At 74.0% G+C, this 19,081-nt stretch carries 15 protein-coding genes and 2 pseudogenes; 14 read left to right on the forward strand and 3 right to left on the reverse strand.

All coding sequences use genetic code 11. The features are described from left to right. Positions 1-91 precede the first annotated feature (91 nt). The 7 genes and pseudogenes from ET495_RS02145 (at position 92) to ET495_RS02165 (ending at position 7,005) form a co-directional block, all read left to right on the forward strand. The gene (locus tag ET495_RS02145; protein WP_211340893.1) at positions 92-1,207 is read left to right on the forward strand and encodes a purine-cytosine permease family protein; all 1,116 of its coding nucleotides are present in this window, start codon (positions 92-94) and stop codon (positions 1,205-1,207) included. Continuing rightward, positions 1,168-1,431, forward strand: coding sequence for a hypothetical protein (locus ET495_RS18025; RefSeq protein ID WP_211340894.1), 264 nt, complete (start codon positions 1,168-1,170; stop codon positions 1,429-1,431). Before ET495_RS02145 ends, ET495_RS18025 begins: the two co-directional genes overlap by 40 nt. 30 nt (positions 1,432-1,461) lie before the next feature. Continuing rightward, a complete protein-coding gene (locus ET495_RS02150; RefSeq protein ID WP_129202251.1) occupies positions 1,462-2,760 on the forward strand; it encodes a M50 family metallopeptidase in 1,299 nt (432 codons plus the stop codon). A 61-nt stretch (positions 2,761-2,821) separates the two neighbouring features. Further along, a complete protein-coding gene (gene ispG, locus ET495_RS02155; RefSeq protein WP_211340895.1) occupies positions 2,822-3,997 on the forward strand; it encodes a flavodoxin-dependent (E)-4-hydroxy-3-methylbut-2-enyl-diphosphate synthase in 1,176 nt (391 codons plus the stop codon). A gap of 187 nt (positions 3,998-4,184) precedes the next feature. Then, positions 4,185-4,448 (forward strand): annotated as a pseudogene (locus tag ET495_RS19325) (DUF4081 domain-containing protein); the annotation flags it as partial. 143 nt (positions 4,449-4,591) lie between these two features. After that, entirely contained in the window at positions 4,592-4,927 is a 336-nt protein-coding gene (locus ET495_RS19330; protein ID WP_342770138.1) for a GNAT family N-acetyltransferase, read from the forward strand. Between the two features lie 173 nt (positions 4,928-5,100). Then, positions 5,101-7,005 carry a DUF4914 family protein gene (locus tag ET495_RS02165; protein WP_129202253.1) on the forward strand — a complete coding sequence of 635 codons (1,905 nt, stop codon included), beginning with the start codon at positions 5,101-5,103 and terminating at the stop codon, positions 7,003-7,005. A 7-nt stretch (positions 7,006-7,012) separates the two neighbouring features. Here ET495_RS02165 and ET495_RS02170 read toward each other — a convergent pair whose 3' ends face one another. Beyond that, positions 7,013-7,903, reverse strand: a complete 891-nt coding sequence (locus tag ET495_RS02170) for an Fpg/Nei family DNA glycosylase (protein ID WP_129202255.1) — start codon at positions 7,901-7,903, stop codon at positions 7,013-7,015. A gap of 68 nt (positions 7,904-7,971) precedes the next feature. On the opposite strand from ET495_RS02170, the gene ET495_RS02175 reads away from it, so the two are divergent. Next, on the forward strand, positions 7,972-9,795 hold the full coding sequence (locus tag ET495_RS02175) for a proline--tRNA ligase (RefSeq protein ID WP_129202258.1): 1,824 nt from the start codon (positions 7,972-7,974) through the stop codon (positions 9,793-9,795). A 61-nt stretch (positions 9,796-9,856) separates the two neighbouring features. On the opposite strand, the gene ET495_RS02180 is transcribed toward ET495_RS02175, so the two are convergent. Further along, positions 9,857-10,528 carry a DUF4439 domain-containing protein gene (locus ET495_RS02180; protein ID WP_129202260.1) on the reverse strand — a complete coding sequence of 224 codons (672 nt, stop codon included), beginning with the start codon at positions 10,526-10,528 and terminating at the stop codon, positions 9,857-9,859. A 606-nt stretch (positions 10,529-11,134) separates the two neighbouring features. On the opposite strand from ET495_RS02180, the gene ET495_RS02185 reads away from it, so the two are divergent. The 6 genes and pseudogenes from ET495_RS02185 (at position 11,135) to truB (ending at position 17,817) form a co-directional block, all read left to right on the forward strand. Further along, the gene (locus ET495_RS02185) at positions 11,135-11,725 is read left to right on the forward strand and encodes a ribosome maturation factor RimP (RefSeq protein WP_129202262.1); all 591 of its coding nucleotides are present in this window, start codon (positions 11,135-11,137) and stop codon (positions 11,723-11,725) included. A gap of 1 nt (position 11,726) precedes the next feature. Then, positions 11,727-12,770, forward strand: a complete 1,044-nt coding sequence (nusA, locus tag ET495_RS02190) for a transcription termination factor NusA (RefSeq protein ID WP_129202264.1) — start codon at positions 11,727-11,729, stop codon at positions 12,768-12,770. A gap of 152 nt (positions 12,771-12,922) precedes the next feature. Continuing rightward, positions 12,923-13,165 (forward strand): YlxR family protein, encoded by a 243-nt coding sequence (locus ET495_RS02195; protein ID WP_342770139.1) that lies wholly within the window; start codon positions 12,923-12,925, stop codon positions 13,163-13,165. A gap of 196 nt (positions 13,166-13,361) precedes the next feature. Further along, positions 13,362-16,282, forward strand: a pseudogene (gene infB / locus ET495_RS02200) (translation initiation factor IF-2). A 97-nt stretch (positions 16,283-16,379) separates the two neighbouring features. Continuing rightward, positions 16,380-16,832: a 30S ribosome-binding factor RbfA gene (gene rbfA, locus ET495_RS02205; protein ID WP_129202268.1), complete on the forward strand. Its 453-nt coding sequence runs from the start codon at positions 16,380-16,382 to the stop codon at positions 16,830-16,832. Position 16,833: 1 nt separating this feature from the next. Next, positions 16,834-17,817 carry a tRNA pseudouridine(55) synthase TruB gene (truB, locus tag ET495_RS02210; protein ID WP_129202270.1) on the forward strand — a complete coding sequence of 328 codons (984 nt, stop codon included), beginning with the start codon at positions 16,834-16,836 and terminating at the stop codon, positions 17,815-17,817. 58 nt (positions 17,818-17,875) lie between these two features. Here truB and ET495_RS02215 read toward each other — a convergent pair whose 3' ends face one another. Further along, the gene (locus tag ET495_RS02215) at positions 17,876-19,075 is read right to left on the reverse strand and encodes an NAD(P)/FAD-dependent oxidoreductase (protein WP_129202272.1); all 1,200 of its coding nucleotides are present in this window, start codon (positions 19,073-19,075) and stop codon (positions 17,876-17,878) included. Positions 19,076-19,081: the final 6 nt, after the last annotated feature.

Here is a 19,081-nt window from a genome sequence, read left to right on the forward strand (position 1 = left end):
AACCTGTCCGGCTCACACCGGCGTAGGGAGGACCGCGATGGCGTCTGCCGTCCCCGTTCGTGAACCTGTCCGTCAGTCCGTCGAGGCGCCGGTGACGCTGGACGCGCCCGCCGTGCGCGTCCACCGCGGGCGCGACCACCTGGGGCTGTGGGCGAGCCTCGGGGTGAGCCTGCTCGTGCCCGTCGTCGCGGTCTACTTCGTGCCCACGTCGCTCGCGGCGACGTTCGTGGCCATCGCCGTCGGCACGCTCGTCGGCTGCGGGCTGCTCGGGGCGGTCGCCGCGATCGGCGCCCGCACCGGGGAACCGGCCATGGTCGTGTTCCGCGGCCTGTTCGGCGTGCGCGGCTCGTGGGTGCCGACCGCGCTCAACGTGCTCCAGTGCCTGGGCTGGGCCGCCTTCGAGGTGTGGATCATCGCGCGCGCGGCCGCCGGGGTCTGGCCCGAGGTGCCGCACGCGGTCTTCGCGGTGGGCGCGGGCGTCGTCGCGACGGCGATGGCGCTGCGCCCGCTCGGGTCGGCGGCGCTGCTGCGGCGCGTGGCGATCGTCGTCGTCGTGGCCTGCTCGGCCTACTTCCTGGTCGACGCCGCACGCCGTCCGCTCGGTCCGGTCGGGGCCGGGGGATGGCGCGGGCTGTGGACCAACGTCGACCTCGTGGCGTCGATGTCCGTCTCGTGGATCCCGCTCGTGGCGGACTACACGCGCCACGCCCGGCCGGGCACAGCGCGGCGCACGGGAGCCGCGGTCGGCGTCGGCTACGGGCTCGCCTCGGCGGCGTTCTTCTGCGTCGGGGTGCTCGGGCTGCTGGCGTACCAGCCGTCGGACGGCGATCTGGTGGCCGCGCTGCTCGCGGTGCCGGCGGGCGCTCTCGCGCTCGCGATCCTCGCGGCCGACGAGGTCGACCAGGCGTTCGCCAACGTGTACTCCACGGCCGTGAGCCTGCAGAACGTCGCGCCGCGCGCGGACCGGCGCGTGCTGGCGCTCGCGGTCGGGGCGGTCGCGACGGCGCTGGGCGTGCTCGTCGGCGACGGGTACGCGTACGAGGGCTTCCTGCTGCTCATCGGCGCGGTCTTCACCCCGCTCGGAGCGGTGCTCGTGGTCGACCACTGGGTCGTGCGGCGGGGCCGGTACGACCTGTCGGCGGCGGCGCCCCTCGGCGGTGGCTGTTCGTGCCGTGGGTCGCCGGTTTCGCCGCCTTCCAGCTCGTGACGCCGACCTTCGTCGCGCTGTGGCCGGCCTGGGGCGAGGCGTGGGCGCGGGCGCAGGGCGCGCTCGGCGTGCCGGCGGACAACGGGTGGTCGGGCGTCGTCGTCGCGCTCGTCGTGGCGGGGGCGCTCACGCTCGCGGTCGCGCCGGCCGACCGGTGGGCCGCGCGCCGGCACGGGGGCTCGGCGCGCGACGTTCACGAGGTCACCACGACTGCCGTCCAGTAGACCGTCAGCGGCGCCGCCTAGGCTGGGGGCGTGAGCGTTCTCGTGGGCATCCTCGTCGTCGTCGTGGGCATCGCCGTGTCCATCGCCCTGCACGAGCTGGGCCACATGCTGCCCGCCAAGGCGTTCGGCGTGCGTGTCTCCCAGTACATGGTCGGGTTCGGCCCGACGCTGTGGTCGCGCACCAAGGGGGAGACGGAGTACGGCGTCAAGGCGATCCCGCTGGGCGGCTACGTGCGGATGGTCGGCATGATGCCGTCCGCGCCGGAGGGTGCCCGGCGCGGACGCGGGTTCTTCGCCCAGGTCGTCGCCGACGCGCGCGACCAGAGCGTCGAGGAGATCCGCCCGGGCGAGGAGCAGCGCGCGTTCTACCACCTCTCGACGCCGAAGAAGCTCGTGGTCATGCTCGGCGGCCCCGTCATGAACCTGCTGCTGGCGGTCGTGCTCACGGCGTCGTTCCTCGCGATCGGCTTCACCCAGCAGACCACCACGGTCGCGACCGTGAGCGACTGCGTCCCGACGGCGACGGGTGCGGCGTGCGACCCTGCCACCGCCCCGGCCCCGGCCGCCGCGGCGGGACTGCGTCCCGGGGACCGCATCGTGTCCTACGACGGCACCTCGACCCCCACCTGGAGCGCCCTGCTCGCTGCGATCCAGGGCACCGACGGTCACGCCGTGCCCGTCGTCGTCGAACGCGACGGGCAGCGGGTCACGCTCTCCGTCACGCCCGTCGACGCGCATCGTGCGGTCGTCGACGCGGACGGCGCCGTGGTGCGCGACGCCGACGGCCAGGTGAAGGTCGACGACGGCGCGTTCCTGGGCATCGCGCCGACCATCGAGCGGCAGTCGCTGCCGATGAGCCTGGTGCCGGGTGAGGTCGGGCGCATGTTCACGGGTACTGCCGGGGCCGTGGTCACCTTCCCAGCGCGCGTCTACCAGGCGGCCGCGCAGACGTTCTCCGACACCCCGCGCTCGGCTGACAGCGTCATGTCGGTGGTGGGCGTGGGGCGTGTCGCCGCCGACGTCGCCGGCCTGGACGCGACGCTGCTCGACCGGGTCGCCATCATGCTGAGCCTGCTGGCCTCGCTCAACATGGCGCTGTTCGTGTTCAACCTGATCCCGCTGCTGCCGCTCGACGGCGGGCACGTGGTCAACGCGCTCTACGAGGGCGCCAAGCGCACCATCGCGCGGGTGCGCGGCCTGCACCCGCTGCCCGGCCCGGCCGACGTCGCGCGCATGATGCCGGTCGCCTACGTGATGTTCGTCGTGCTGGTGGGGTCGACCCTGCTCCTGGTCGTCGCCGACGTCGTCGACCCCGTGAGGCTCTTCTGAGACGCCCGGCCCGCGTGTCCCAGGCGCGGGCAGCCGTCGCGAACCGGGGGATACTGGGGCGGTGAGCATTGTCAATCTCGGTACCCCCAGCGTGTCGACCCCGGGCGCCGCGCCGGTGCTGGCCCCCCGCCGCCCGACCCGCAAGATCAAGGTCGGCAAGGTCGAGGTGGGCGGCGACGCCCCGGTCAGCGTCCAGTCCATGACGACGACGCCGACCACCGACATCAACGCGACGCTGCAGCAGATCGCGGAGCTGACCGCCGCGGGCTGCGACATCGTCCGGGTGGCCGTCCCGAGCGCCGACGACGCCGCCGCGTTGCCGGCGATCGCGAGGAAGTCGCAGATCCCGGTCATCGCCGACATCCACTTCCAGCCCAAGTACGTCTTCGCCGCCATCGACGCCGGGTGTGCCGCAGTGCGGGTCAACCCGGGCAACATCCGCAAGTTCGACGACCAGGTCAAGCAGATCGCGCAGGCGGCCAAGGACGCGGGCGTCAGCCTGCGCATCGGCGTCAACGCCGGGTCGCTCGACCCGCGTCTGCTGGCCAAGTACGGCAAGGCGACACCCGAGGCGCTCGTCGAGTCGGCCGTGTGGGAGGCGTCGCTCTTCGAGGAGCACGACTTCCACGACTTCAAGATCTCGGTCAAGCACAACGACCCGGTCGTCATGGTGCGCGCCTACGAGCTGCTGTCGGAGCGCGGCGACTGGCCGCTGCACCTGGGCGTCACCGAGGCCGGGCCGGCGTTCCAGGGCACCATCAAGTCGGCGACGGCGTTCGGCGCGCTGCTGAGCAAGGGCATCGGCGACACCATCCGCGTGTCGCTGTCCGCCCCGCCGGTCGAGGAGGTCAAGGTCGGCAACCAGATCCTCCAGGCGCTCAACCTGCGCCCGCGCAAGCTGGAGATCGTCTCGTGCCCGTCGTGCGGGCGTGCGCAGGTCGACGTCTACACGCTGGCCGACAAGGTGACCGCGGGCCTGGAGGGCCTGACGGTCCCGCTGCGCGTGGCGGTCATGGGTTGCGTCGTCAACGGGCCCGGCGAGGCGCGCGAGGCCGACCTGGGCGTGGCGTCGGGCAACGGCAAGGGCCAGATCTTCGTCAAGGGCGAGGTCATCAAGACGGTCCCCGAGTCCGAGATCGTCGAGACCTTGATCGAGGAGGCCCTGCGCATCGCCGAGTCGATGCCGGACGACGCCGACGGCACCGCGGGCACCAGCCCGGTCGTGACGGTCGGCTGAGAACGGCGGGGCGGTGGGCTTCCGGCAGGTTGCCGCAGGGCTGGGGCGCGACGCCGCGCGCGTCCTCGGGCCGGACGACCTCCCCGAGGCGCTGGCGCTGTGCGCGAGTGACCCGGTCTCGGCCGTTCTGGCGGCCTCGCGGCTGGAGATCGCCGCACGCGCAGGCCTGCCCGCCGCGGGTGGCCAGGTGTGGGGGTGGCCCACCACGGGGCCGCTGCGCGCGCTGTGCTGGGCCGGCGCGAACCTGGTTCCCGTGGTCCCGGCCTCGCTCGGGGCTGACGCCGCGGAGGCCGTGGGGGCGTTCGTGCGAGCGGCTCGCGCCCACGGCCGTCGTTCGTCGTCGATCGTCGGGGAGTCGGATGCCGCGCTCGCGCTCTGGGCCGGGCTCGAACCCTCGTGGCCGACCGCGCGCGAGGTGCGCCCGCACCAGCCGTCGCTCGCGATCGCGCGCGACCCCGACGTCGAGCCGGACCCGCGCGTGCGGCTGACCCGCGCCGAGCAGCTCGACGTGCTGATGCCTGCGTGCATCGCGATGTTCACCGAGGAGGTCGGCTACTCGCCGGTCGCCGGCGGGGCACGGCGTACCGGGAGCGGGTGCGCTCGCTGGTCACCGAGAGCAGGTCGTACGTGCGGCTTGCGGTGCGCACGGGCGACCCCTATGCGCGCCCGACGGGTCCGATGGTCGAGTTCAAGGCGGAGCTGGGCGCGATCGCGCAGGGCGTCGCGCAGGTGCAGGGCGTGTGGGTCGATCCGGCCGTGCGGGGGCGAGGGTTGTCGGAGGGCGGCATGGCGGCCGTCGTCGTCGATGCGCGGCTGCGTGTGGCGCCGGTCGTCTCGCTCTACGTCAACGGGTACAACGAACGTGCGCTGCGGGCATACCGCCGTGTGGGGTTCGAGCAAGTCGGGACCTTCGCCACTGTTCTCTTCTGAGGACCCATGCTCTCATGTGAGGTATGACCACACACAGCGTCACATCCGGGGCGGGTTCGCCCGCCCTGCGGAACGCAGCGTCGCACCGTCCGCACAGCGCCGCCGGGGCCGTGGACCGATCGGAGCGCGTCAGCGTGGCGCACGCAGACCGACGCGCGGGGTGCGATGGGGGCATGGACGACGTGCTCCGGAAGCTCACGCTCCCCCCGTATCTGGCCACCTGTCTTGAGGCCGCCCGCAGCATCACCATCCCCTCCAGCCGTGCGGAGCTCTTCGAGCTCTCCCTCGGCCCGGGAGGCGGCGACACGTTCGACGTCGTCTTCGACGTGCCGGGCAACGGCCCCGTCAAGGAGGCCGACGTCGTGCGCTGCCGCAACGGCATCGCCGTCAACTACCCCGAGGACTACATCCGCCGGCGCGACCCCGACTGCATGCGCATCGGCGACGACCTGCCCTCGGACAAGCCCCGGTTCGCCGACGACCACGGACCCTTCGCGCCCGTCAAGCAGGAGACGCTCGACTGGCTGGCCGACCAGGACCTCATCGTGGTCCCGTTCAAGGCCGGCGGCCCGCACCTGGGCAGCCCCTCGCTCGCCGTCGTGCCCAAGAACACGGCGTTCTTCGCGTGCGCGCTCGTGGACCTGCAGGGCTTCTTCACCTTCGACGAGCTCGGCCCGTTCGCGCCGCGCTCGATCCTCTACCTGGCCCCGCCGTTCCGGCACACGCACTTCGCGGGCAAGCAGGTGGTGGTGCACGACCGGACCGAGTCGCTGCACGAGATCTTCGCCTACAACCTGTACCCGGGCCCCAGCGCCAAGAAGGGCGTGTTCTCGGCGCTGCTCGACATCGGCACCTACGAGGGCTGGCTCACCGCTCACGCCTCCTCGGTGCGCGTGACCACGCCGTACGAGAACGAGACCGTCATCATGCACGAGGGCGCCTCGGGCGGCGGCAAGTCCGAGATGTGCCAGGAGCTGCGCCGCGAGGAGGACGGCCGCGTGCTGCTGGGCACCAACGTCGTCACCGACGAGCCGTACGCCATCACGCTGTCGGAGACGTCGCGGCTCGAGCCCGTCACCGACGACATGACGCTGTGCCACCCCGCGCTCCAGCGCCCTGCCAGCGGCAAGATGACCGTCGCCGACGCCGAGGACGGCTGGTTCGTGCGCGTCGACAACCTGACGCACTACGGCGAGGACCCCCAGCTCGAACGGGCGATCATCCACCCGCACGACCCGCTCATCTTCCTCAACATCGAGGGCACGCCCGGCGCGACCTGCCTGCCGTGGGAGCACGTGCGCGACGAGAACGGCAAGCCGTGCTCCAACCCGCGCGTCATCATCCCGCGCCGCCAGGTCCGGGGCATCGTCGACGAGCCGCAGCAGGTGGACGTGCGCACGTTCGGCGTGCGGATGCCGGCGTGCACCGCCGAGCAGCCGACGTACGGCGTCATGGGCCTCATGCACGTGATCCCGCCGTCGCTCGCGTGGCTGTGGCGCCTGGTCACCCCGCGCGGCGACAAGAACCCCTCGATCGGGGCGACCGTCGCCGAGGCGGCCGTCATCGCGCACGGCGGCATGGTCGCCGAGGGCGTCGGGTCGTTCTGGCCGTTCTCGACCAACACCAAGGTCGGCGCGGCCAACCTGCTGCTCGAGCAGATCCTCGCCGCGCCCAAGACCCGGTTCGTGCTCACGCCCAACCAGCACATCGGTGCCTACAAGGTGGACTTCGCCGCCGAGTGGCTCGCACGCGAGTACCTGGCCCGCCGCGGCCAGGGCCACGTGCGCCGCGACCTGCTCGTGCCCGCGCGCTGCCCGCTGTTCGGCTTCGCGATGCGGGAGATGAAGATCGACGGCCAGCAGGTGCGCCCGTCGCTGCTGCGCCCCGAGCTGCAGTCCAAGGTGGGCGTGGCGGCGTACGACGCCGGTGCCGCCATCATCACGGACTTCTTCAAGGCCGAGCTCCAGCAGTTCCTGACCCCCGACCTCGACCCGCTGGGGCGCCGGATCATCGAGGCGTGCCTGGCGGACGCCACGTTGGAGGACTACCTGGCGCTCACGCCGCTCGACATCGACTGAGCCGACGTCACTTCAGCAGGCGGGACAGCCGCCGGTCCGCCAGCGGCTGCCCGCCTGTCTGACACGTCGCGCAGTACTGCAGCGACCGGTCCGCGAACGACACCTCGCGGACCGTGTCGCCGCACACCGGGCACGCCTGGCCCGTGCGCCCGTGGACGCGCATCCCGGCCCGCTTGGCGTCCTTGAGGTCCTTGGCCGGCTTGCCCGACGACGCCGCGACCGCGTCGGTCAGCGTGCCGACGATCGCGGCGTGCAGCGTCGCGACGTCGTCGTCGGTGAAGGTCCGGGTGAGCTTGTACGGCGACATGCGTGCCACGTGCAGGATCTCGTCGGAGTAGGCATTGCCGATGCCGGCGACGGCCGACTGGTCGCGCAGCAGGCCTTTGACCTGCTGGTTCTTGCGGGCCAACAGCTCGCTCAGCACCTTGGGGGTGAAGCCGTCGAGCGGCTCGGGGCCGAGGCTCGCGACGTGTGGGACGTCGCCGGGCGAGCGCACCACGTGGACCGCGAGCCGCTTCTGCGTGCCGGCCTCGGTCAGGTCGAACCCCGCGCCGTCGTCGAGCCGCACCCGCAGCGCGATGGCGGCGCCGCGCGCCGAGCCGCCCAGGCGGGGGCGCACCGTCGTGGCCGGCACGGTGTCGTACCAGCGCAGCCAGCCGCCGCGCGACAGGTGGACCAGCAGGTGGGGGGCGACGTCGTCGGGCGTGGACGTGGCCAGGTCGAGCCACTTGCCGCGCCGCGTCCAGCCGCGCACGGTCGCCCCGACCAGGGCGGTCAGCGGCGGGTCGTACGTCTTGAGCGCGGAGATCGTGCCGACGTCGGCGCCGACGACGGTGCGTCCCACCGTGCGTGCGTCGAGGAACCGGACGAGGGCCTCGACCTCGGGAAGCTCGGGCATGGCACCATCCTCCCCGAGCGGCGCCCCGCGCGCCGGGGAGGCGCCGCCGCGCCGATATCCTGTGCGACATGTCTGTGTTCGCGCCGCGCGGTGACCTGCTGCGCCTGTCCACCCTGTTCGTCCGCACGTTGCGCGAGGACCCTGCCGACGCCGAGGTCGCCTCGCACCGGCTGCTCGTGCGCGCGGGGTACATCCGGCGCGCCGCGCCCGGCATCTACACGTGGCTGCCGCTGGGGCTGCGCGTGCTGGCCAAGGTCGAGGCGATCGTGCGCGAGGAGATGGACGCCATCGGCGGGCAGGAGGTGCACTTCCCGGCCCTGCTGCCGCGCGAGCCGTACGAGGCGACGGGCCGCTGGAAGGAGTACGGCCCCAACCTCTTCCGCCTCAAGGACCGCAAGGAGGCCGACTACCTCCTCGCCCCGACGCACGAGGAGATGTTCACGCTCCTGGTCAAGGACCTGTACTCCTCGTACAAGGACCTGCCGCTGACGCTCTACCAGATCCAGACGAAGTACCGCGACGAGGCCCGGCCGCGCGCCGGACTGATCCGCGGGCGCGAGTTCGTCATGAAGGACTCGTACTCGTTCGACACGACCGACGCGGGCCTCGACGCCGCCTACCAGCGCCACCGTGACGCGTACGAGCGCATCTTCCGGCGCCTCGGGCTCGAATACGTCATCGTCTCGGCCATGTCGGGCGCCATGGGCGGCTCACGCTCCGAGGAGTTCCTGTCGCCGAGCCCCATCGGCGAGGACACCTTCGTGCGCTCGGCCGGAGGGTATGCGGCCAACGTCGAGGCCGTGGTCACGCCCGTTCCCGACCCGGTGCCGTACGACGACGCCCCTGCGGCGCACGTCGAGGACACCCCCGACACCCCGACCATCGACACGCTCGTCGCGCTCGCCAACGCCGAGCACCCGCGCCCCGACCGCGCGTGGACGGCGGCCGACACGCTCAAGAACGTCGTTCTCGCAGTGACCAGGCCCGACGGCGGGCGTGACCTGCTCGTGGTGGGCGTGCCCGGCGACCGCGAGGTCGACATGAAGCGCATCGAGGCGGCTCTCGCGCCGGCCGAGGCCGAGCCCGCCGGCGACGCCGACTTCGCGCGGCACCCGCAGCTCGTCAAGGGCTACATCGGCCCGGCCGTGCTCGGGCCTCAGGGCGTGCAGGTCACCGACCCGGAGACGGGGGAGACCCGCTCCGCGATCCGCTACCTGCTCGACCCGCGGATCGTGCCCGGCACGCGCTGGATCACGGGCGCCAACGAGGCCGGGCGTCACGTGTTCGACCTCGTCGCGGGCCGCGACTTCGCCGCCGACGGCACCATCGAGGCGGCCGAGGTGCGCGCGGGAGACCCGGCGCCCGACGGCTCCGGCCCCCTGGAGCTCGCCCGCGGCATCGAGATGGGCCACATCTTCCAGCTCGGCCGCAAGTACGCGCAGGCGCTGGGCCTGACGGTGCTCGACGAGAACGGCAAGCAGGTCGTGGTCACCATGGGGTCGTACGGCGTGGGCGTCACGCGGGCGCTCGCGGCGCTCGCCGAGGCCCACCACGACGACAGGGGACTGGCCTGGCCCGCGCACGTCGCGCCCGCCCACGTCCACGTCGTGGCCACCGGCAAGGGTTCGGAGGTGTTCGAGGCGGCCGAGGACATCGCGCAGGGCCTCGTCGCCCGCGGCGTCGAGGTCGTCTACGACGACCGTCCGAAGGTGTCGCCCGGCGTGAAGTTCGCCGACGCCGAGCTGCTGGGCGTCCCGCTGCTCGTCGTCGTCGGGCGCGGGCTGGCCGACGGTGTGGTCGAGATCCGCCCGCGCGCCGGCGAGGCCCGCCAGGTCGCGGTCGCCGACGCCGTCGCGGCGGTGGTGGCCGACGTGGAGACGCTGCTTCGCTAGGGCGAGAGCGTCGGCCCGGGCCCGTCAGGGGCCGGGCCGACGCCGCGTCTCGGCGGCCGGATCAGCTCGCGAGCTCCGGCATGCCCGGGAACGCGACCGGCGCCGCGCCCCAGGCGTCGAGCGTGAGCGCCGCGTCGACGAGCAGGTCGACCAGCACGCCGCGGGTGCTCGCGGCGGTCGTGCCCACGAGGCTCGCGTAGCTTGTCGCGAGCCCGTCCTGGAGGGAGCGCACGAGCGTGGCGTCGTCGTCGCTGCGCGGGATCGCGTACGCGACGCGACGGGGGTCCTGCTCGGTCCCGCTGACACCTCCGAGCACGGCCCATGCCTCGGCGCGCTCGCCGTGCACGCGCGAGAGCGCGAGCAGCCGGGTGCGTTCGTCCCCGCCCGCTCGCGCCGCGCGCACCTCGAGCGCGTACCGCGCGGAGTCCTCGCCGAGGACGAGCGCGCGGTAGTCCTCGGCGGACAGGCCTGCGGGCGGCACGGAGTCCTGGGCGCCCGGTGCCGTCGTCGCCACGGCGCCGGGCTTGCTGGGGGACGGGCTGGGCGAGGGCGACGCGGGGGACGCGGGCTCCGGGACGACCGGGCTCGCCGGCGCAGGGCCGGGGACGCCCACGAGTCCCGCGAGCCGCGTGGCCGAGACGGCCTGCGCCGCGCTGATCGAGGCGAGCAGCCGGGCGAGGTCGCCGTCCGACGTCGTCGTCGCAGCCGTGCGGCTGCGGCCGGCGGCGTCCATGAGCGCGCCGACGACGTCGGCGGGGCGGCCGGTGCGGGGCTCTGCTCGGCGGCGGCGGTGTCGGGGTCGCCGGGAACGTCCGGAACGAGCGTGGGCTCGGGGTCGAGGCCCGAGTCGTACGGCCCGCCGAGGGCATCGACGTGCGCGTGCCCGGCGTCCGCGACTCGCGCGAGCTCGGCCGCGACCGGCTCGGGCAGTCCCTCGGTGCCGTGCGCCGACTCGGCGAGGTCGGCGACCTTGCGCGCGTCGTCGGCGGCCGTGCGCCGCACCAGCTCGAGCGCGTCCGGCACCGGCTCCGCAGGTGGCGGCGTCTCGAGCCGGACACCACAGCCGGCCAGCACGCCGAGGACGAGGAACGCCGTGAGCGCGCGGAGGAACCCGGCGTGGCGGCGGTCGCGGGTGGCGGGGAGCGGCTGGAACGTCATCGGGTCCGATCCTGCCACTGCTCTCGCTCGGGTGTGCGCCACGTCGCGTCGCGCGTCTGCCGGCGACGTGCGGTTTCGGGTCGTGGCAGGCGAAGCGGCCGTTACGCTTGACGAGCACAACAACACACCGGTCGCGCCCGACCAGGAGTGGACCACAGGTTGGCCGACGGGGAGGCAGGCGATGGCAGGGCCGAGGAACGAGCAGAGCCGGAGCGGACGGCCCGCGACCGCGGATGCCGTGCGCCGCGTGGTCGCCCCGGTGGTGACCGCCGAGGGGCTGTGGCTCGAGGACGTGACGACGACGCGCGCCGGGTCGCGTTCGGTCGTGCGCGTCACGGTCGACCTGCCCGAGGACCAGGTGGGCAGCCTCGGGTCCGACGCGCTGGGCGAGGTCTCGCGCGCGATCTCCGCTGCGCTCGACGTCGACGACGTCGTGCCCGGGGTCTACGTGCTCGAGGTCTCCACTCCGGGCACCTCCCGCCCCCTGACCGAGCTGCGGCACTTCCGGCGTGCGCGCACGCGGCTGGTGACGCTCGCGCTGACCGAGGGCGGCGAGGTCGCGGGCCGGCTCGACGCCGTCGTCGACGAGGGCGGCGAGCCCGTCCTCGTGCTCGACGACGGCGTGCGCGTGCCGGTCGCCGCGGTGCGGCGCGGCCGCGTCGAGGTCGAGCTCAAGCGGCTCGAGGAGGACCTCGACGACGTGAGCGACGAGGACGACGCGGGCACGTCCCGCACCGAGAACTGGGGCGCCACTGGCGCCGTGGAGGGCTGACATGGATATCGACATGACCACGCTGCGACTGCTCGAACGTGAGCGTGACATCAGCCTGGACGTGCTCGTCGAGGCGATCGAGCAGGCCCTGGAGTCGGCATACCACCGCACGCCGGACGCCTACGCGAAGGCGCGCGTCGAGGTGGACCGCCGCTCGGGTCACGTGACGGTGTGGGCGCGCGAGGAGATCCGCACGCCCGACCCGCAGGACCCGGAGGGGCGCCCGCTCGTCGAGCTGGGCCCCGAGTTCGACCACACGCCGCACGACTTCGGCCGCATCGCGACCGCCACGGCCCGTCAGGTCATCGTGCAGCGGCTGCGCGACGCCGAGGACGACCAGGTGCTGGGCATGTTCCGCGGCAAGGAGGGCGAGGTCATCGCGGGCGTCATCCAGCAGGGCCGCGACCCGCGCGTCGTCATGGTCGACGTCGGCGGGACCGAGGCGGTGCTGCCGCCGCACGAGCAGGTGCCCACCGAGGAGTACGTGCACGGCGAGCGGCTGCGCGCCTACGTCGTCGAGGTGGCGCGCGGCCCCAAGGGCGCGCAGGTGACGCTGAGCCGTACGCACCCCGCGCTGGTGCGCAAGCTGTTCGAGCTGGAGGTGCCCGAGGTCGCCGACGGGTCGGTCGAGATCACGGCGATCGCGCGCGAGGCCGGCCACCGCTCGAAGGTCGCGGTGCGGTCCACGGTGCAGGGTCTCAACGCCAAGGGTGCCTGCATCGGCCCGATGGGCGCGCGCGTGCGGGCCGTGATGGCCGAGCTGCACGGCGAGAAGATCGACATCGTCGACCATTCGGACGACCCGGCCAGGTTCGTGGCCAACGCCCTCTCCCCGGCGCGTGTGACGTCCGTCACGGTCGTGGACGCGGACGCGCGCGCGGCCCGCGCGGTCGTGCCGGACTACCAGCTCTCGCTGGCGATCGGCAAGGAGGGGCAGAACGCCCGCCTGGCCGCGAAGCTCACCGGCTGGCGGATCGACATCCGGTCCGACGAGTCGGCCGAGCCGGTGGCCCCGGCCCCGGCGAAGGGCAGCGAGCAGCAGTGAGACAGGCGCCGCCGGGCGGGACGGTTCCGTCTCCGCGCGGCCCGCGCGCTAGACTGTCGGTGACCGGGCCGCGCGCCCAGAGTCCAGCACGCTCCCGCACCCCCTCACCGGCCCCCGTTGTCGGTCCGGTGCGCACGTGTGTCGGATGCCGGGTGCGCGACTTGCGGTCGGCACTCCTGAGGCTGGTCCTCGTGCCGGACGCCGCGGGCGGGGCGAAGCCTCGCGTCGCGGTCGACGAGCGCAAGGCCCTGCCGGGACGCGGTGCGTGGGTTCACCCCACGGTCGCATGCCTGGACCTCGCCGTCCGACGGCGGGCCGTGCCGCGCGCGCTGCGCGTGGACGCCCCGCTCGACCTGACGGAGGTCCGGGACTGGCTGGAGTCCGCCGACCGTTGACCACACGGTCACCTGCACGTCTGGCGCCCCGGCGCCGACGGTTCCCGACCGGGGCCACCGCGCCTCGGCCGCACCACGCGTACGTCGACAAGGAAGCGGGTCAGAAGCCGATGGGCACCCGATGAGTCCCCAGCGATGAGTACTCGGTACTAACCACGGTCCACCCTGTCTTGGGGAGGGCCGAGACAGGAGAGAAGTGGCGAAGGTCCGCGTGCACGAGCTTGCCAAAGAGCTCGGCGTGACTAGCAAGGCCCTGCTGGACGATCTGAAGGCCGCGGGGGAGTTCGTCCGCTCGGCCTCCTCGACGCTCGAGGCGCCGGTCGAGCGCATGATGCGTGAGAAGCACAAGAGCGCTGCCCCGGCGTCCTCGCCGGCACCCGCCGCGCCTGCGCCTCGCGCCAAGGCGCCCGCCCCGGCTGCGGCGCCCGCACCTGCCGAGGCAGCCGCACCCGCTGCGGCCCCGGCCCCGGCACCCGCTGCTGAGGCTCCCGCTCCGGCGGCTTCCGCTCCGGCAGCTCCCGCTCCGGCGGCACCCGCCCCGGCGGCGCCTGCCGCTGAGGCCACCGCACCCGCCCGGCCCGCACCGGCCGCGCGTCCGGGTGCCCCGCGCGCCCCGCGGCACCCCGGCCGGCCGGCAACGCGCCGCGCCCCGGAGCCCCGCGTCCTGCGGGCGGCGAGCGTGGCGGGCGTCCCGGTGCCCCCCGCCCGGGCAACAACCCCTTCGCCCCGTCGCAGGGCATGCCCCGTCAGGGCGGACGCCCCGGCGGCGGTGCCCCGCGCCCGGGCAACAACCCCTTCGCGCCCTCCCAGGGGATGCCGCGTCCGGGTCAGCGTGGCGACCGTGACGGCGCGCGCAATGAGAACGCCCCCGCGGCGTCGGCGGGCGAGCGTCCCGGCGGCCCGCGTCCCGGTGGTCCCCGCCCCGGTGGCCCGCGTCCCGCGGCGCCGCGTCCGGGCGGTCCGCGCCCGAACCCGGGCATGATGCCCGGCCGCACCTCGATGCCGCGTCCGGGTGAGCGCCCGGCCGGTGGCGCGGGCGGCGGTGGCGGCCGTGGCCGACCCGGTGGCGGCGGCGGCGGGTACGCCGGTCGCCCCGGCGGCGGTGCTCCTGGTGGTGGCGGCGGCGGTTTCGCCGGTCGTCCCGGTGGCGGCGGTGGCCGTGGTGGCGCCGGTCGCGGCTCCACGCAGGGCGCGTTCGGTCGCGCCGGCGGTCGTCCGGTGCGCGGGCGCAAGTCGAAGCGCGCGAAGCGTCAGGAGTTCGAGGCGATGCAGGCGCCGTCGCTGGGCGGCGTGTCCGTCCCGCGCGGCAACGGCTCGACCACGATCCGCCTGCGTCAGGGCTCGTCCCTGAACGACTTCGCCGACAAGATCGACGCGAACCCCGCGTCGCTGGTCACGGTGCTGTTCCACCTCGGTGAGATGGCCACGGCGACGCAGTCGCTCGACGAGGCGACGTTCGGCGTCCTCGGCGAGGAGCTCGGCTACAAGATCGAGATGGTCTCGGCCGAGGAGGAGGACCGCGAGCTGCTCGGGGCCTTCGACATCGACCTCGACGCCGAGCTCGAGGCGGAGTCCGACGAGGACCTCGCCCCGCGCCCGCCGGTCGTCACCGTCATGGGTCACGTCGACCACGGCAAGACCAAGCTTCTCGACGCCATCCGTTCGACGGACGTCGTCGCGGGCGAGGCCGGCGGCATCACCCAGCACATCGGTGCCTACCAGATCCGCACCGAGCACGAGGGCAACGAGCGGGCCATCACGTTCATCGACACCCCGGGCCACGAGGCGTTCACCGCCATGCGTGCCCGTGGTGCCCAGGTCACGGACATCGCGATCCTCGTGGTCGCGGCCGACGACGGTGTGATGCCCCAGACGATCGAGGCGCTCAACCACGCCCAGGCGGCCGGTGTGCCGATCGTCGTCGCGGTCAACAAGGTGGACAAGGAGGCTGCGAACCCGGCGAAGATCCGCCAGCAGCTCACCGAGTACAACCTGGTCGCGGAGGAGTACGGCGGCGACACCATGTTCGTCGACGTCTCGGCGAAGAACCGCATGGGCATCGACAACCTCCTCGAGGCCGTCCTGCTGACCGCGGACGCCGCCCTCGACCTGCGGGCCAACCCGGACAAGGACGCGCGCGGCGTCGCGATCGAGGCCAACCTCGACCGCGGGCGCGGTGCCGTTGCCACCGTCCTGGTGCAGTCCGGCACGCTGCACGTCGGCGACGCGATCGTCGCGGGCACGGCCCACGGCCGCGTGCGTGCGATGTTCGACGAGCACGGGGACGCGGTCGACGCCGCCGAGCCGGCTCGCCCGGTGCAGGTCCTCGGCCTGAGCTCCGTGCCCAGCGCGGGCGACACGTTCCTGGTCGCCCCCGACGAGCGCACGGCCCGCCAGATCGCCGAGAAGCGTGAGGCCGCCGAGCGTGCCGCCCTCCTGGCCAAGCGCCGCAAGCGTGTCAGCCTCGAGGACTTCACGAAGGCGCTCGAGCAGGGCAAGGTCGAGACCCTCAACCTCGTCATCAAGGGTGACGTGTCCGGTGCCGTCGAGGCACTCGAGGACGCGCTGCTCAAGATCGACGTGGGCGAGGAGGTCGAGCTGCGCGTCATCCACCGCGGCGTCGGCGCGATCACGCAGAACGACGTGAACCTGGCCACGGTCGACAGTGCCGTGATCATCGGCTTCAACGTCAAGTTCGGCGAGCGTGTCGAGGAGCTGGCCGACCGCGAGGGCGTCGAGGTCAAGTTCTACTCGGTCATCTACCAGGCGATCGAGGACGTCGAGGCAGCGCTCAAGGGCATGCTCAAGCCGGAGTTCGAGGAGGTCCAGCTCGGGACCGCCGAGATCCGCCAGGTGTTCCGTTCCTCGAAGTTCGGGAACATCGCCGGTTCGATCATCCGCTCGGGCACCATCCGACGGAACTCGAAGGCGCGCGTGCTGCGTGGCGGCAAGGTCGTCGGGGACAACCTCTCGATCGAGTCGCTGCGCCGCGAGAAGGACGACGTCACCGAGGTCCGCGAGGGCTTCGAGTGTGGCATCGGCCTCGGGTCGTTCAACGACATCACCGAGGGCGACATCATCGAGACGTTCGAGATGCGCGAGAAGCCCCGCGCGTGAGCGCGGTGCTCTGACCCGTCTCGGACGTGACGACGGCGGCCCGGGCCCCCACGGGGCGCCCGGGCCGCCGTCGTCGAGGCCCAGAAAGGACCAAGCCATGACCGACAACCCGCGCTCGCGCCGCCTGGCCGACCGCATCAAGGTCATCGTCGCGCAGATGCTCGACACCCGGATCAAGGACCCGCGCCTGGGGTTCGTCACCGTCACCGACGTGCGTGTGACGGGCGACCTGCAGTCCGCGGCGGTGTTCTACACCGTCTACGGCAGCGACGAGGAGCGGGCCGGGTCGGCCGCCGCGCTGGAGAGCGCCAAGGGGCTGATCCGCTCCGAGGTCGGCAAACAGACCGGCATCCGGCTCACCCCGACCATCGACTTCCACCTCGACGCCGTCCCGGAGACGGCGGCGCACCTGACGGCCGCGCTCGACGAGGCGCGGCGCCGGGACGGGGAGCTGGCCGCGCTGCGCGCCGGCAAGGCGTTCGCGGGCGAGCAGGACCCGTACCGCAAGCCGCGCGAGCACGACGCGGACGACCTGCCCGACGAGGTCTGACGTGCCCCAGGACGCCCCGCGCCCGCCGCGGCGGCCGACGGCGGCCGACGGGTTCGTCGTCGTCGACAAGCCGGCCGGGTGGACCAGCCACGACGTCGTCGGGCGTGTCCGGCGGCTGGCCGGGACGCGCAAGGTCGGGCACGCGGGCACGCTCGACCCCATGGCGACGGGCGTGCTCGTCGTCGGCGTCGGGCGGGCCACGCGCCTGCTGACCTACGTCGTGGGCGCCGACAAGGCGTACGAGGCGACGATCCGCCTGGGCGTGGGTACCACCACGGACGACGCCGAGGGCGAGGTGGTGGCCGCGCCGGGGTTCGCCGGTGCCGCCGACTCCCCGCAGGTGAAGGCGGCCGTCGCGGAGCTGACGGGAGACATCCTCCAGGTGCCGTCGACGGTCTCGGCCATCAAGGTCGGGGGCAAGCGCGCCTACGCCCTCGCCCGCGCCGGCGAGGAGGTCGAGCTGCGGTCACGGCCGGTCACGGTCGGCGAGTTCGCCGTCCGTGCGGCCCGGCACGGCGTCGCCTCCGGCGTGCAGACCGGCGGGCAGGGCCCGGGCGACGAGGTGCCCGTGCTCGACCTCGACGTCGCCGTCACCGTCTCCTCGGGGACGTACGTGCGCGCGCTGGCGCGCGACCTCGGCGTCGCGCTCGGCACCGCCGGGCACCTGACGGCGCTGCGGCGCACGCGCGTCGGCGGGCACACGCTCGACCAGGCGCGCACGCTCGACGCCATGGAGGCCCAGGCCGACGCCGACGGCGTGCTCGCCACGATCGCGATGGCGCAGGCCGCGGCCGCCGACCTTCCCGTCCGCGAGGTCACGGCCGACGAGGCGCACGACCTGGGCTTCGGCCGCTGGGTCGCGCCCTCGGGGCGCCCGGGGCCCGTCGCGGCGGTCGGACCCGACGGCGCGCTCGTCGCGCTGCTGGAAGACACGCGGCGGCACGGGACCGACCGGGCCCGGCCGGTGCTGGTGCTGGCGCCCTGACGAGCGCACCCCGGCCCGCACACGTGCGGGCAGGATCGCCGCAGGATCGCGACGTGCCTCAGACGGCCTGGACCCGCCGGCGCTCGGCGAGGTCGAGGCCGTCCTGCCAGGATGCGCCCCGGGCGATGAGGGCCCGGTACTTCATGATGTCGGCCCGCCGGTTCAGGGTCAGCGCGCCGACGACGCGCGCGTCCCGGCGGTAGAGGGCGACGAAGCACGGCTCGTCCCAGGCACCGGCGACCAGGGCCGGCTCCCCGTGGGGGACGCCGACGAACTGGATCCGGTCGCCGTACCAGTCCGACCAGAAGTACGGCACGTGCCGGTAGGGCTGCGCGGCACCCGGGTCGAGCGCGTTGCGCATCGCGTGGCCCGCCTGCTCGGACGCGTTCGTCCAGTGCTCCAGCCGCATCGAGACGCCGAGATCCGGGTGGGGCCAGCGCGCGACGTCGCCCGCAGCCCACACGCCCGGGGCGCCGGCGAGCGTCGCGTCGCACACGACGCCGTCGTCGACCCGCAGCCCGGACCCGGCGAGCCAGCCGGTGGCCGGCGTTGCACCGATGCCGACGACGACGAGGTCGGCGGCGACGACCGACCCGTCGGAGAGCCGCACACCCGTCACGTCCGTCTCGCCTTCGAGACCGGTCACGGTGACGGCGCAGCACAGATCGGTGCCGTGGCGGGCGTGCAGCGCGCCCAGCGCGGCCCCCGCGGTGGCGCCGACCGCTCGCGTCAGCGGCGTCGGCAGCGACTCCAGCACGGTGGCGTCCAGCCCGCGGGCGCGCGCGGCCGAGGCGAGCTCCGACCCGATGAACCCTGCGCCGACGACCACGGTGCGTGCGCCCGCGTCGAGCCGCGCGCGGACGGCGCGCGCGTCGTCGAGCGTGCGCAGCGTGTGGACGCCGCGCAGGTGCGCGGCCCCCGGCAGCGTCCGGGCGAGAGCGCCCGTGGCGATCACGAGAGCGTCGTAGGGCACCTCGCGGCCCTCGGCCGACAGCACGCGCGCCTCGGTGTCCAGCGCGCTCGCCGGGGTGCCGAGCAGGACCTCGACGCCGAGGTCTTCGGCGAGGCCCTGGGCGCCGCCGAGCGTGGGCGTGAGCGGCGGGCCGGTGAGGAACTCCTTCGACAGCGGCGGCCGGTCGTAGGGGAGGTGCGGCTCCGCTCCCACGAGCGTGAGCCTCCCGGCGAACCCCGCCTTGCGCGCGGCCTGGACGGCCCGCAGCCCGGCGAGTCCCGCACCGGCGACGACGACGCGTTCCATCGGTGC

Origin of the sequence: Xylanimonas allomyrinae (assembly GCF_004135345.1) — a bacterium.
Lineage (GTDB): Bacteria > Actinomycetota > Actinomycetes > Actinomycetales > Cellulomonadaceae > Xylanimonas > Xylanimonas allomyrinae.

Excerpts from the sequence above, each read along its gene's own strand:
- ET495_RS02165 (WP_129202253.1), top strand. The coding sequence starts at position 5,101 with ATGGACGACGTGCTCCGGAAGCTCACGCTCCCCCCGTATCTGGCCACC.
- ET495_RS02170 (WP_129202255.1), bottom strand. The coding sequence starts at position 7,903 with ATGCCCGAGCTTCCCGAGGTCGAGGCCCTCGTCCGGTTCCTCGACGCA.
- ET495_RS02175 (WP_129202258.1), top strand. The coding sequence starts at position 7,972 with ATGTCTGTGTTCGCGCCGCGCGGTGACCTGCTGCGCCTGTCCACCCTG.
- ET495_RS02180 (WP_129202260.1), bottom strand. The coding sequence starts at position 10,528 with ATGGACGCCGCCGGCCGCAGCCGCACGGCTGCGACGACGACGTCGGAC.
- ET495_RS02185 (WP_129202262.1), top strand. The coding sequence starts at position 11,135 with ATGGCAGGGCCGAGGAACGAGCAGAGCCGGAGCGGACGGCCCGCGACC.
- nusA (WP_129202264.1), top strand. The coding sequence starts at position 11,727 with ATGGATATCGACATGACCACGCTGCGACTGCTCGAACGTGAGCGTGAC.
- rbfA (WP_129202268.1), top strand. The coding sequence starts at position 16,380 with ATGACCGACAACCCGCGCTCGCGCCGCCTGGCCGACCGCATCAAGGTC.
- ET495_RS02215 (WP_129202272.1), bottom strand. The coding sequence starts at position 19,075 with ATGGAACGCGTCGTCGTCGCCGGTGCGGGACTCGCCGGGCTGCGGGCC.